General features: G+C 46.8%; 13 protein-coding genes and 1 tRNA gene. 4 read left to right on the forward strand and 10 right to left on the reverse strand.

Annotation, left to right across the window (positions count from 1 at the left end; translation table 11 throughout):
- Positions 1-87 precede the first annotated feature (87 nt).
- The 8 genes from Q399_RS0101180 to Q399_RS0101215 all read right to left on the reverse strand — a co-directional run bounded on the left by Q399_RS0101180 (position 88) and on the right by Q399_RS0101215 (position 10,071).
- A complete protein-coding gene (locus tag Q399_RS0101180; RefSeq protein WP_031564597.1) occupies positions 88-5,277 on the reverse strand; it encodes a hypothetical protein in 5,190 nt (1,729 codons plus the stop codon).
- Between the two features lie 417 nt (positions 5,278-5,694).
- Positions 5,695-6,066 (reverse strand): DUF6232 family protein, encoded by a 372-nt coding sequence (locus Q399_RS0101185; protein WP_031564599.1) that lies wholly within the window; start codon positions 6,064-6,066, stop codon positions 5,695-5,697.
- A 74-nt stretch (positions 6,067-6,140) separates the two neighbouring features.
- Positions 6,141-7,016 carry a hypothetical protein gene (locus Q399_RS0101190; RefSeq protein WP_031564601.1) on the reverse strand — a complete coding sequence of 292 codons (876 nt, stop codon included), beginning with the start codon at positions 7,014-7,016 and terminating at the stop codon, positions 6,141-6,143.
- A gap of 92 nt (positions 7,017-7,108) precedes the next feature.
- A complete protein-coding gene (locus tag Q399_RS0101195) occupies positions 7,109-7,783 on the reverse strand; it encodes a tetratricopeptide repeat protein (protein WP_031564603.1) in 675 nt (224 codons plus the stop codon).
- Between the two features lie 381 nt (positions 7,784-8,164).
- Complete coding sequence (locus Q399_RS22420; protein ID WP_281172180.1) at positions 8,165-8,299, reverse strand: hypothetical protein; 135 nt, start codon at positions 8,297-8,299, stop codon at positions 8,165-8,167.
- 57 nt (positions 8,300-8,356) lie between these two features.
- Positions 8,357-8,638 carry a hypothetical protein gene (locus Q399_RS0101205; protein ID WP_031564604.1) on the reverse strand — a complete coding sequence of 94 codons (282 nt, stop codon included), beginning with the start codon at positions 8,636-8,638 and terminating at the stop codon, positions 8,357-8,359.
- Positions 8,639-8,651: 13 nt separating this feature from the next.
- A complete protein-coding gene (locus Q399_RS0101210; protein WP_031564606.1) occupies positions 8,652-9,845 on the reverse strand; it encodes an Arm DNA-binding domain-containing protein in 1,194 nt (397 codons plus the stop codon).
- Positions 9,838-10,071 (reverse strand): hypothetical protein, encoded by a 234-nt coding sequence (locus tag Q399_RS0101215; RefSeq protein ID WP_037045453.1) that lies wholly within the window; start codon positions 10,069-10,071, stop codon positions 9,838-9,840. Before Q399_RS0101215 ends, Q399_RS0101210 begins: the two co-directional genes overlap by 8 nt.
- Before the next feature lie 564 nt (positions 10,072-10,635).
- Here Q399_RS0101215 and Q399_RS0101220 point away from each other — a divergent pair.
- Positions 10,636-10,712, forward strand: a tRNA-Met gene (locus tag Q399_RS0101220).
- A 319-nt stretch (positions 10,713-11,031) separates the two neighbouring features.
- Here the strand turns inward: Q399_RS0101220 and Q399_RS0101225 are convergent.
- Both Q399_RS0101225 and Q399_RS0101230 read right to left on the reverse strand, forming a co-directional pair.
- Positions 11,032-11,214: a hypothetical protein gene (locus Q399_RS0101225; protein ID WP_031564610.1), complete on the reverse strand. Its 183-nt coding sequence runs from the start codon at positions 11,212-11,214 to the stop codon at positions 11,032-11,034.
- Position 11,215: 1 nt separating this feature from the next.
- Positions 11,216-12,049, reverse strand: coding sequence for an AraC family transcriptional regulator (locus Q399_RS0101230; protein WP_031564613.1), 834 nt, complete (start codon positions 12,047-12,049; stop codon positions 11,216-11,218).
- Positions 12,050-12,155: 106 nt separating this feature from the next.
- Here Q399_RS0101230 and Q399_RS0101235 point away from each other — a divergent pair, with 106 nt between their 5' ends.
- From Q399_RS0101235 to Q399_RS0101245, 3 genes are all read left to right on the forward strand, one after another.
- Positions 12,156-12,719 (forward strand): acyloxyacyl hydrolase, encoded by a 564-nt coding sequence (locus Q399_RS0101235; RefSeq protein WP_051685651.1) that lies wholly within the window; start codon positions 12,156-12,158, stop codon positions 12,717-12,719.
- Between the two features lie 10 nt (positions 12,720-12,729).
- The gene (locus tag Q399_RS0101240; RefSeq protein WP_031564618.1) at positions 12,730-13,137 is read left to right on the forward strand and encodes a hypothetical protein; all 408 of its coding nucleotides are present in this window, start codon (positions 12,730-12,732) and stop codon (positions 13,135-13,137) included.
- A 117-nt stretch (positions 13,138-13,254) separates the two neighbouring features.
- Positions 13,255-13,818: a hypothetical protein gene (locus Q399_RS0101245; protein WP_051685786.1), complete on the forward strand. Its 564-nt coding sequence runs from the start codon at positions 13,255-13,257 to the stop codon at positions 13,816-13,818.
- The last annotated feature ends 40 nt before the right edge of the window (positions 13,819-13,858 follow it).

The raw sequence follows: 13,858 nt of genomic DNA on the forward strand, positions 1-13,858 counted from the left end.
TTTTCAGGATGGAATGACAATGTTCCCTCAAGCCAACGATGTGCCCAGCACTATATAAAAATCATTTCAGTGCATAATGATGACTATTCAGTAGGAACTATCGGACAACTTAATAACCAAACTGGCGACAAAGAGCTGGTCCGACACTTGTGTGTGCTCGCGATAAAAGTGCCCCGACTCACCTTTTTCAGTTAGCAAACCTTTTTTCAATTCATGCTGCGCTTCGCTGGCATAGCGCAGTCCGAGCTTGTTGATGTCCTCTACTGACTCGAGTTTTGATGCCGTAAAAAAATATCCAAGTTTGCCGTGGTAGGACTCAATAACCAAATTTGCAGCTGCCAGAAGCTGCGATTCGTTCTGCTTTGATAAATGCTGTAAAAGCTTTGGCAGCGTGATTGCTGTCACTGCTTTTTTTACACGACGATGCAGATGTCGGTTCGCTCGAAGTTCGCCGTCTGGTGTGATGAGATCGCACGGTGCGCTGCTTTCTCGATTTCGAAATAGGGAAAAAAGCTGCTGAATCATGACATGGTCAATGAATTTTTCAGGATTGGCAGATAAAACCAGCTTTCGCAACTCGCTAAGCTGCATCAACCATTGCTCATAGATGTTACTGCGCCTGTTTTTTGCACTGAGCGCAGCATCGCTGCGGTTTTGCAGGCGCAGTTGTTGTGGTAGTTGCCATCGATTAGTAAGCGTGCGTTGCATCATTGTGATCGCTGCCAGATACGGGTAACGGGACACCGCCTTTCTGCCGGCGACTTGAGTTATCTCCAACCAGGTTGCATATGTTCTTTGGTCGACATGTCTATATTGGTCGTGATAAATCGTTTGTTGTTCGAGCTGAAACAGCGACATTTCGTGCACATAATGCGTAACCGTAGTAAATGGCGTGCTGTGGCCGATGACCAAACTGACGGTATGGAGAAACTTGAAAGCTTGATAAGTCTGCGTACTACCGGTGGTGATTTGTAGCCATTTCTCCATAAAAGCGGCTGGCGCTTGCCGACACCATGCGCTGACTTCCGGATACATCAAACTATGTTCTTTGCAAACAGCCAACCAGCAGAGGTGGCTTGCGAACGAATGTCTGCAATCGTAAAGCCTGCTCGTCGGATCTTCCGTCGTGAGGATAAGTGCCTCGGTCACGCGCGCACAGTATTGTGCAAATGCACTATCAGAAAGATGAAACACTCTGCCGCGCGCATCATCATATTCACGCTTGGCTATATCAGTGATAGATTGAAGGATCTGAGACTCTTGGTTGTCAAGTAGCAAGCCCTTTGGGATCCGCCGATTGGCATTGATGGATTTAAGACGATAGAAATGGTTACTGCTGATATAAAGGAGGCCATCATCGGAACACAGGTCTTGCAACAAACGATACTTGATTTCCCCACGGCGCAAGCCTGTGCGGTACGACAGCACTAAAATGGCGGCCTGAATGAGTTGCTCATGCTCGGTTGCATATGGATCTGCCAACAATAAATGAAGCGCACACTGGTATTCAGATTCCGTGATGATATTTGCATACGGCTGTGCCTCGTCACCATTGATATTCGGTTCGATGTCTTTCCAGCTCACATGCGCAAGATAAAAGTGCTTTTCGACAGTTCGATGTAAATCGCGCAACATGTCGGCATGACGGCCACGTGTTTTCAAATCACGACTATCCAGAACGGCGATGTAAAAATCTTCAAGTTCGTCTTCATCGAGCTCAAAGACCGCTTGCTCCTGCGCAACATCAAGGTAAGGGGTGCAAGTCTTCGAAAAATACGTTGCCATCGTACGGATGCTAATGGAATCGCGGTTTTTGCCAGGCCGTTTGCCGACATCGGTCATTAATATCAACACGGCGACGGCCGCATCAGATAGATGAGAAGACGCCTGTAGCAAATCGGACATCGCCGTACTTTTCGCGCCAACAAAGCTCTGCCAAAGCTTTGGAACCACTGTCTTTATGGTGATTCCTTCCCTCCTTAGTTGCAATTGAGATCGAACGTTTTTCATGAAGCGATTAAAAAAAGTACGCTCCAAAGATGGCTGCGCGGCTCGACTTTTTTTGCGCTGCGCATGGTGCGCAGACTGTTGTGGCTTTTCAAGAACAACTGGTCGATCACTCATAACCTGATGCGTCAGCAGCCGAGCCAACGCGGATGGTGCTAACGGTTTACTGTGAAGCGCATTGATCCGAAACGAGCGGAGCAATCCCGGTTCTTTGGCTTGGACATCATAAAAAGCCAGCCATTTTGTCAGCGTGTTGATGGAACTCAAAGCCGATGCTGGAATGCCGATGCCTGCGAGTATTTTTGTGACATAACGAATGAATTTGGCTTCAGAAAATGTTTGCTCAGTAAATTCCGGATATCGGTATATCAGCCCTACCGTCAAAGCATCTAAATAAATCCGCTTTTTGCAGTTTTTGTCATCGAAATCAAAAAAGTGCAGCCCGAAGAGCGTGGAGCGATTGCGTTGTAGCGCTACAACAAAATTAGTGTCCTCCATATGCTGTGCACTTTGTACCAGCATACTGAGTACGACTTCATAAAGCGCATGCTCTAGTTTGAGTCCTTCACACAACGTAACGATGCGTTTTGAAACAAAGCGTCGAAGCTCTAACACCCTGCGACTTTCGCTAAAATAACGGACATCTAGAGCGGTTTGTGGTTCATAAAGCGGCATCCGCCAGGTTTGCGCTGCCGGCTCGTCGCCATCTTTTTGATATCGCTCCAGTTTTCGATTAATCAATTGCATGCACGCCGCGGAATCTTCGCGATGAGCGAGCTTTAGGGCTTGCTCAATGGCAAAGCTAATAAACGCGTCGGTTTTATCGAGAATGGTTTCACCTTCGTCGAGCGTTTTACTGAATTTGGTAAACAAATCCCGAGCCCAACCAAGACGTTCTCTAAACGCCATCCTTTTTACCTGCAGGGATGGTGGTAGATAACCTTCACTTGTTTTCATCACCAGATTTGCAGGCAAGCCTCGTTGCGAATCACTTTTGAACACCTCGATAGCCAACGGTTCGATTGCTTGATTGAGCAGAGTATTGCAACGGCTGATATCCGACAGACACAAACTCGATGTAAAGTGCAGTGGATGCTCACCCGCACCGATGTGACCAATGAGCCAGTTGATACGATCACCACCATCAAACTCAGAGAGCCTCGAACATAAGCGATGGCGAAAAAAATTAAGCGGTAAAATGAGCTGTTCCGCAGCGAGATAACGAACTAAATCGTCAGAGGTAATCGCTCGAGCGCTACCGTTTTTGATGACACTCAGAAACGGTACATCTAATGCTGCGGTTTGCCAATTTGATTTTGGGCCTAAGTGCTCTTTTAGTGCCCTGTCCTTAAAGCATCCAGCAAGACGGCGTGCTGATTTGCCGTACTCAACGAGTGCAGCAAAAGCAACGTCGGTGAGTGGCACAAAGCGGATCGCACCATCATCATACTGGATTTTATCGGCCAGCAGCAGGAGCTTTAAATCTGGCTGGATGGCGGCGGGTTCAAATTGAAATTCAGTGCGGGTGCGGTGACCGGTGGATGCCAGTAAGATGAGTGTCGTGTAATAGGCAAGTTCGTTCAAAAAAGTGGTAGCGCCGACTTCACTGTTTACATCCGCCGACAGGCTTTTTAGTTTTTGGTACTTGGTCTTAAAAAATTGTGCTAGGGCGTCATCATTTAACGCCAGATGACTACCGGTAAATCCGGTTGCTGATACTAATCGCATGGAGCCAGGCGATAAACCGAGGCGGATGATGGTCTCTGCATAAGTTGACTGCAAGGTCGAGACATCGATACTTTTATAATAAAGAGGCGTCGGTGTGATGTACTCGGTCGTCGAAAACAGCAGCGCCGAGAATCCAGGATCTGATTTCAGTGCAACTTGCTGAAAAAGGCTGGAACGTACCTGTGCAAAGCTTGTGCGTCTTGGTACCACCGCCATGATATCCGTGAGCCGCGCTAACACGTCTTCTTCAGTTACTTTACAACGCTTCAAGATATCATTGAGCGTTGTGGGCGTCTTCGCAATGCTGCTGATGACTCGGATAAGAATGGCCGGCATCGGTAAGTCAACCATCTGCTGATGTTCAAAAAGATATCTGCTTGGCAACTCGGGCTTGACTGCTTTTGGCATCTCGATACTTTGACGACGCCAAATGCCAAGTGACCAATCAATCCCCTCTTTTGCAGCTGGCAACTGCCCACTTATCGAAATCGCTAAGAGTTGTTCAAATTGGCGCGCCGTTAACAACATCAGCAATAAACAACATGCAGTGACGAGCTTGGACTGTTGACGTGACTGCAGATCTGATACGACACCAGCGATGAACATGTCGAGTTCAGCCTGAGTAAACACATTAGAGCGAAGGGATAGCAACATGCGCTCCTGAATGCGAAGCCGACTCCCGTAGATGAGCGATTGCTCAGCGGACTCATAGCTAACAGGATGCTGCGGATCCGCTTGATACTCGAAGATTTCATCAATCCGCTCGTCTTCCTCGTCACTTTGGGAAGTGGTTACACGAACTTGTGCGATTTGATTGCCTGGTAATGCACTACTTGGTTCGGCAAATAAATTGCGCTCAGAGAGAACATGGCTTTTTTCAGGGGCGCTGTGTGAGCGGACCTGCAGCACTGCTGATCTTTGTGGTTTGGCTCGACTTGCGGGTAGCTGCTCTTCGGCTATCCAGCTAATAAACTGCTTTTGAAAGTCCCATAGTTTTTTATTCTGTGAGGCTAATAGCTCAACGAATGATTGTTTTTCGAGGTAAATCTCATCAGCAACGTAATTATGCCGGATCACTTTTTCAAAGCTTTGTCGGGCATCGGCGGCCATATTGCCTAACGTCGTTGCTGAGGATTGTTCAGTCGCCAATAAAGTTAGTGAAAGCCGCAGTGTATAAATTTTGAGGACGGCAAAGATATCCGAAAACAAATCACCACTTGCAGACTCACTGAGAAATTGTGCCGTTAGTGGGTATTTAGTGACATTGTCTCCCAAGCTCCTCAGCTGACCATGATTCTCGCGAAGCGCTGCGACCAGAGCGTTTAGGATTGACAATTCCTGCTCATAACGAGGCTCGACAATCAACCAATGAAACTTTCGTGCGCGTTCATATTCGTCGACAAGTTTCAAAGCGACGGCATACAAATGAAAGTAGCTGGAAGGAAGGCGTAGCGCCTTTATAAAGGTCAGATGCGCATTGGTATCCAGTCCGTTCGCATGGCAGTACGCAATGACGCACTGAATTTTGGTGTTTTCTTCCATGAAAAATCGCTTGTTTGGCAATCGGTTATTAAATAACCATAGCAAAACAATGAGATAAATCAATTTATGTGTGACAAGCATTACATTTACTGTCGTGACCACTTACCCTTAAATTTATTTCTACCCGAGAGCCGGATGCGGTTGTTGAAGAAACCAAAACAACATCGTTTTTGAGGCGCCAATTCATGTTTGGACGCTGCTGGAAAAAATTTGAGCGCCGGCATCAAATTTGTTTATGCAACAAAACCGGGGGTGAGCGAGGATAAATTTACCTATGGTGTTTTTTAAGTGCCCCACTTTCGATTTATTAGACCACTACACATTAGGGCTAGTAGAACGATAGGTGTTGTGACTACCAAATCACCCGAGAGTGGATGACGTGGGTGATTTTGGCAGCCAGTCCTTACCGAAAGAAACCTACGCAGATTGAGGTTGGTATGCCATAGCTTCGTTTACAGCATTTGAAATATAAGAAATGAATTTCGAGTCATCTGTTTTAAAAACAAAGACCTCACGACCTCCCGTGGTAACTGCCAGAAAGAAGCATTCCTTGTTTTTGTACAATAGAACGACTGCGATGACGAATAGGAATAGGCCTAAAAGCCAGTAATCGATGCCAATACATACTATGGCAAACAAGCTTAAAGTGATTGAAGAATTCTTTTTTCCTTCTTTATAAACAGAGCGAATTGCTGAAATATGAGCGATTGAGAAGGTTTGGTTATACACCTTCAACCTGCGGCTGGTTACCTCAATACCCTGTTGATTAAAAAAAGTCTTTTCTTCCATAAAATTTAGCTCCGATTACTTATTGTTTCATGATTTGCGCCGACTAAGCTTAGCGAATACAGCCTTTTTAATCGCTACTTTCTTTTGAAAATTGAACCGCACGACAAGCTATTGTCTTGGCAATATGCTTTTTTCTTTGCCGAATATTCCTCATACAACTTACCAGATACACAACCTTCTGCCTGACCATATCCTGCGAATGTAAAGCTCGGATCTGCTTCTTGCCCGAACTGCTCAACCATTCTGGCGATTGTCATTGCGGGCGTATCTTTTGACACTGTACCTTGTGAAAATGCTTGCTCAAGCGCGTTAAATGCATGGTGACCAATGTTAAGGTACTTGAGTGGGTATTGGTCGCAGCTATCCTGCAGCCATTCAAAAACAACTGGAGGGAAAATCGGTACCTCGCCAATTGGGATGATTGTCAGATCCCGCGATGAAGTCCCTTTGAGCTGTTCAATAATGCTGTCAGGCGCTCCATATTCAGAGAGTTTGCTGACCAGTAGTTTCTCGCCGGCCTGATAGCTTTGGGTCGCATCGTCCAGGCTCAAGCTCTTTAGTCCATTGTTCGCAAATCGAATTCGATGCACACCAAGGGTCGCGCCGTGGTCATGTTTTCTTTCGACTGAGGCGAAATAGATTAATACACAGGCACTTGAACACTCACCGGTTAAATTAACCCTGAGCCGCATACTGCGAACAAAGTCAGCAATCTTGATAGCTTCAGATAATGAGCCTCCTTTGACGTCTTCCAACTGGAACAAGTGGAGCTCATTTATTCCCATATCATTTCGGGTTAGCACAGATTCAAATTTTGTTTTGAATTTAGAAAATTCGTCGTTGCTGATCGTGCCAGTGAGTTTCAAGCTACTGTCATTAACATATACCTCTGCAAGTACCAAATTCGCGAAAAATAGCGCACCCAAACTTAAGACTTTCCAAAATTGCATCGCTGATATTCCCTGAGATTGCAGCATCAAAAGATAGTATATTTGTAGATTTTCAGTACCTCAGACCTGTAGTTTGAGTCGGTAGGTGACTTTTAAGGTTGTTCAGCTGTGTTTTGGCGGATCATGTCAAAGATTTGAGCGGCTTCAGATTGGGCTTTTGCCAGACTTTGTGCGTCTAGCTTTTTGGTTATGAGGTCTCGCGCCTTGGGGGCATCAGTATCCCCATTAGCAGCTGAAATGGAAAACCAAATATAGCCTAACTGATAATCTTGAGGTTCAGCTGTGCCTGCATAGTACATATGCGCTAGCATGTACTGTGCATCCACCTCACCTTTCATGGATGCAAGCTTTAATAGCTCATAAGCTTTTTTGTGATCACCCTTCTCGTCTAAAATTAAGGATGCCTGAAGTTGTGATGGTGCATGGCCATTTTTAGCGGTCTGTAAGTACCAATACAAAGATAGCTCTGCATTTTGCGGGGTTCCTTCTCCCGTCTTATATGATGCAGCAACGTTATACTGCGCCTGTGGATAGCCTTGTTTTGCTGACTCTATAAGGTAATTGAAACCTTTAGTTAGGTCCTTTTTTACACCGGCAATGCCATCCATGTATGGTTTATCTAGATGAAATTTAGCTATCGGATTACCAGCTTTCGCTTCTGTTTCAAGCAAATTAATAAACTCTTGTACTTTATCTTCCTGAAATGCGCTGACACTGAGTGAGAAAAAGGTAGCAAACCAAGGTGCGAGTATTATGGAATTCTTCATCTTATCTCCCTGGCTAATGGCATTTAATTAACCACCCGTTTGCCGTCGCTTCTTACCATATGTTGCGATTATCATGACCGCTAGGACTATTCGCATTACAGTAATACCAAAATCGGCACCGCAGCAATTGCTTTCAGTCAAAGTTCAGTAATTTCGCAGCGATCGCCGGTCAATTGCTATGGCATGGATTTAACTAGATGGAGCTTGGAGTTTACGTTTAGACGTAAATTTTACACCATTCGATGAAAAATTCTCATCATGACGAACCAGGGTTTTGGGATAGATTGATAGGAAAATTTTAGATTACAAAGAGATTAGCAAGCGCCGTTTTGGAAATCTGCAACCACGGAAAGCGAATCCCTTCGCTTCGATTCTTCACCCTTACCGTTTTTTTCGCTTAATGTTTTTGCGTTTTTCGTCCTTCCAGGCAGCGGCAAAGTACGCAGCTAACAAAATCGAAGCGATGGCGAGTATGCCAAAAAACACGATGATAAGGCTCATTGTTTGGATGGTCATTAGAGTATCCTTCATTTATAGGTTGTGGTTTGTTGCTTAAAAAATCGATCGTAAAAACTAGTCGGCTGCATCTTCCAAGCAGCGCTGTAACTTATTCCGCAGGGTTTCGAGGTTGTCTTCTCCCTTCTCGCTTTCGCAGCACAGTTGGCTTTTTACCCAGGACCTAATCGCGTCGAGATTGTTTTTGTCCCCTGCCTTGCCGACAATCTGCACGAGTTCCATTTGATACGGTTTAATCTGCATAACGAACAGCAGCGAATCAGCGTATTGACTGGCTTTTCTATCCAAATCCTTGTTTGCCATGAAGGAAAGGAATGCTTTGCTATGTTCAATGATCATCTTCGTCTCCCGTTTACAGTGATGGGCCAAGAGTGGTTGTCAGTAACTTTTCAAAGGCAGAGCCGTCATGGCGTGTTAAGTTAGGGACAAAACGCGAATAGGTTTTAAACAACATTTCAGTCGTGGAATGCCCCATTTGTTTGGCGATCCACTCAGGCGACTCCCCTGCTGCTAACCATAAAGTCGCGGCGGTATGGCGAGTCTGGTAAGGCCGGCGTTTCAGAAGTCCTAAGCGCGTCAGCATTGGATACCAGACGCGTTTAGTGACATTGTTGTGCTCAAGCGGCTTACCGTCTCGATTGCAAAACACATAATTAGAAAGGCTACCCGTTGCGCGATATTGCCGACGTAGGGCGTCGACAACGGGTCCAATCATCTTGATATCGCGCTGGGAATGGTCGTTTTTGGTGTAATCTTCTTCGCCGGCGACGATGGTTTCGCGCACCATGATCAACCCGCGATTAAAATCAACGTAACTCCATTTCAAGCCATCGATTTCCCCCGTTCGCATGCCAGTGAAAAAACGAACAATGTAATAGTTGCGATAGTCCGGCCTGACCTTGTCCAAAATCAGGTTTACCTCTTCTAGTGAAAACGGCTGAACATCTGATTTGGGCACTTTGAGTGGTTTGATCCGGGTGTAAGGGGTGTTAAAGTTGAACCGGTCGGCGGCTTCATCAAAGATCCGGCTTAACGGACACATGATTTTGTTTATCCGGTTGTTCGTCAGTGCCTCTTTATTGGTTCGGCCTGGTACTTTGGCGAGTGTTGACCGAAATTTCAGTAAATCTGCACGGGTGATGTCGCCGACATTTTTTCCTTCAAATGCCGGCAGGAAGTATTTGTCCAGTAGGCCGCGAATACTGGTCCGATACGACGGCCGCCACTGGACGACATTTTCTTCGAACCACTCTTCCACGAAAATGCTAAATAGCGGTGTGTTACTGATCTGGACTTGCGCTTGTGTCTCTAATACTTCCTGCTCCAGTTCGTTCAGACGTTTTAAGAAAGGGCTTTCAGGAAAATGCTTCGCGTAGTTGAAGGTGTTGGTATGAATTTCCGCTTCAATTTGCAGAAGTTGTTTCTCCAGCAGCTTCCGGTTGCCTTTATTGTCGAGCAAAGTGGTTTGCTCCCGGCAACGACGGCCTTGAAACTTAAAATCAAAATAGAGCCGCCCGGTTTCGGGACGAACTGAGATTCTACCCATGACAGACCTCCGAATCTTCTGTCATCATGCCGATGCTATCGTGGGTAGAGCTTAACCAGTCCGCCTCAATCGCTTCCCAAATAAACAGCAATTTGCGCCGGCCAAAAGGACGAATGTAATGGCGGCCTTCAAGCAGATAGGCATCCACTAGTACATTGCGAATGGAGCGAGCATCATAGTGAATGCGCGCTGAGAGTTGCTCCGTCGTTAAGTAAGTTCGAGTCATTGTCATTTCCTCTGTTTATGCCACCATGCTGCGACACAGAAATCACGTTAACCCGTTTTCAAATTCACGCCACAAACCTCGCGGCAAGTAAAATGTATAGTTAAAACAATGGTTAACGTGACACCATGTGACAAACCTCTGCCACATCGTCAGCAGGCTACCGCAGAGTGAAATTCACGCCACAAATCGGAAATTGGTAAAATTGAGTTATCTAATTACCGATTTTTTAGGGTGATAAAGGACAGTTGAGGGGGCGAAAACTCAGCTCAAGGTCATTTTCAGAAAAGGCGTGGAAAAACGGATGTGACATTGAGTGTGCACAAATCAATAAATACGTGACAATGCGCTGCTAATTTTTAGGCGAGCTGGATTTTTAGTGTGTCACGCTATTTGCTATTTAACGTATTGAATATAAAAGCAATGATTGAACATGAGCTTAATTTATGCAAATTATAATGTTTTGAGTTTACTATATTTGTTACACTCATAACCCGAAGCTCCCGCAACCAACTAAATCATTGCAAAACAATAGATTACATTCACTGCTCAAATGTAATTTTCGGACGCGGGATGGAGCAGCCTGGTAGCTCGTCGGGCTCATAACCCGAAGGTCGTCGGTTCAAATCCGGCTCCCGCAACCAACTTAAGAACCAGCATCAAGCTGGTTTTTTTGTACCTGCGATTTGCTGTTTTAAGCAAAGACACATATCAGAACACGACGACAGTCGTCGGTTCGCTCTTCAAAACCCCGGCGGCCCCCGCAACCAACTTAAGAACCAGCATCAAGCTGGTTTTTTTGTACCTGCGATTTGCTGTTTTAAGCAAAGACACATATCAGAACACGACGACAGTCGTCGGTTCGCTCTTCAAAACCCCGGCGGCCCCCGCAACCAACTTAAGAACCAGCATCAAGCTGGTTTTTTTGTATCTGAGATTTGGTGTTTTAAGCAAAGACACATATCAGAACACGACGACAGTCGTCGGTTCGCTCTTTAAAACCCCGGCGGCTCCCGCAACCAACTTAAGAACCAGCATCAAGCTGGTTTTTTTGTACCTGCGATTTGGTGTTTTAAGCAAAGACACATACCAGAACACGACGACAGTCGTCGGTTCGCTCTGCAAAACCTCTTGTACTTCCTGCATCTTAAGCCGCCACAACTGTCGCCTGCTCCAGCCATTCTTTCGGTGATACGCCAAAACGCTGGCGAAACACCCGGTGAAAGGCTGCGACGCTTTGATAACCTACAGCGGGGGCGATTTGTTTCAGTGCATTGCCGGATAACAGCTGCTTACGTGCCAGCGTCAATCGCCAGTTTTGCAGGTAATCGGCCGGCGTCTGTCCGACGATCTTGCGAAAATGTTCGGCAAAACGAGCACGGGACATGCCTGCTTCTAAAGCCATGCTGTCTAAAGTCCAATCTCGCTGGGGTTGTTGATGCAAAGCGGTGATCACCGGCGCCAGTCGCTTATCGGCGAGGCCGGCAAATAGGCCGGCTTGTGGCGGTTCTACCGCCATAATGTGGCGCAACAACAAGATCAGCAGATATTCGGTCAGGCGTTGCAATGCCGCGTCGCGGCCACAGTATTGCGCCTGATTTTCCTGCCAAATCAGCGAAATGGTACTTCTGAGTGACGAGCAGCCGGACAGCGGAATTAAACTTAAATCCGGCAATGCGGCCAACAGTGGATTGCCGGCGGTTTCACCGCAGTCCAGCGTCGCACAAAACAACAACAGTGACTGTTGATGGTCGACTTTGAATTGATGCGCATGTCCACGTGGAATAAACAATAAACAAGGTTCAGTGATGGCATGACTGCGGCCATTGATACTGACTTCTCCCTGCCCGGCCTCAATTAAATGCAGATAAGCCCGGCCGCTTTGTGGACAAAATTGGGTTTTCTGGCAACTGCTGCCGTGAAAATAAATCGACGCTTGTGGTGAGAAATGCGCGAGCAAGGGGGTTAATCTGTCCATCATGATACTCTCTGCAACTCTATAGGTACATTTTGTAACTAATCGTTCCGGATAATAGCAGCCATTCGCGCAAACGCCAAGGTGGCGTAGCTGCACAGAGGAACGCATCATGAGTTTGAGTTTCAGCGTCAGAGTTAACCGGGCTATTTTACGCGCTTTAGTCCTCACTTTGTTTTTAACCGGTTTCAGTCAAATGGCCCTGGCGAAAAGTCTGCAACAAGCCGTCGCTGTCGATTACCTGCAGGGCGAAGGTGATGTGCAAGGCTTAAAGCTGGCCTATCAGCATCATGTAGACTGGCTTCATGGTCTGAACCCACGCCTGAACATGTTATTCGAAGCCAGCGCTAACTTCTGGCGTTACGGCCCGGCCAATAGCTCAGACAGTAATGCTGTACTTGCTGTATCGCCAATTCTGCGTTATCCGCTCGGTCAGGCTTTTGATTTAAAATGGGATTTGGAGTTTGGTATCGGTGTATCACTGCTGGATGACACTCGTTTTGCCGGCAAAGATGTCAGTACGCATTATCAGTTTGAAGACAGGCTCGGCTTAGTGGCGTGGCTGGCGCCGGACCGTAGCCTGTCTATACGTTACCTGCATTACTCTAACGCCGGTTTTAAAAGACCCAACCCTGGCCTTGATTTTGTCAGCCTGTCTTATGGCTGGTATTTCTAAGGAAGCGCAGATGAAAATTTTACTGCTGTTCAAACTCACTGTATTGACGTTGCTGCTGTTGCCCCAGCAAGTACCTGGCGCGGCAACTCAATCGCTACCAAATACTGCGCTCCAGGTCGGTTCCACCGACGTTGTGCTGCGCAAACTGGATTTTGAACTGCGCGTGCTGAGCCAGGCACTGCCACAAATTCACAGTGTCTCAGCGCAGCAATTGCAGCAAATCGAAGATTTGTGGCAGCAGCTGTTTGCGTTGAGTCAGAGCCCGCTACTGAACAAACTTTATAACCAGTATCAGGTTCAGTTGCAGCAAGCCCTGCAGAGCAGCGAAGGCGCTGTTGGCGAAGTTGACGCCAGACAAATGATCGCGCTGCGCCAACGCCTGATGGCGGCGCTAACTCTGGAGCAACAGCAGCAATAAGATTTTTCTGCATAAAATTTTCGACGTAGCCCTTGAATTGTCGGGAAGCAGCGCCATCAAACAAAGATAACCTGCGGTATGTTTCCGCTTTTCAATGTTGATGTCATGGAGCTGCCAATGTCCTTCACTCGTCCTTTGTTAACAGCTGGCCTGGCTTTTTTACTGACCAGTTGCGGCTATCTTAGTGAAAATCCTAAAACGGCTTTGGAGCAACAATGGTTGCAACAAGATCCACAAATTGCTGAAGCGGTGAAACAAATCCGCGAGCAGGGCCTGGTTGCCGTTGCAGAAAGTGCTGAAGCCGGCACAGTCGCTGCTTGTGTGGCGAGCCGGTTGGCAGCAGACCCTATGGGTAAACTGATCACCGTCGAAGGTGCTCTGGCAGAGTCCGCCAAAGTAGCCAAATTACTGGCTGATATCGAACAAATGTTTTCGCAGGAAATTAGTTTTGACAGTGTGGCGGCGATGCTGGAGCAAGGCGCAGACGCCGCGGCTTATGCCAAAACGCTGATTGACCAACAAGGTCTCGAACAAGCATTGGCGACACTGAAAACGCTGGTGGCACAAAGCCAACAGTATGCCACTAAAGAACTAGGCGGCCACTTGCAGGCGCTGATCAGCACCTGTAAAGCTTATGAAGTACCTGCTGAAGCGCCGGCAGAGGCAGCCAATAAAACCTGAGGTTGGCAGTCTAAAACCAGTCAGCCCTGAAGCGCTCCGC

Source organism: Rheinheimera texasensis DSM 17496 (assembly GCF_000711985.1).
Lineage (GTDB): Bacteria > Pseudomonadota > Gammaproteobacteria > Enterobacterales > Alteromonadaceae > Pararheinheimera > Pararheinheimera texasensis.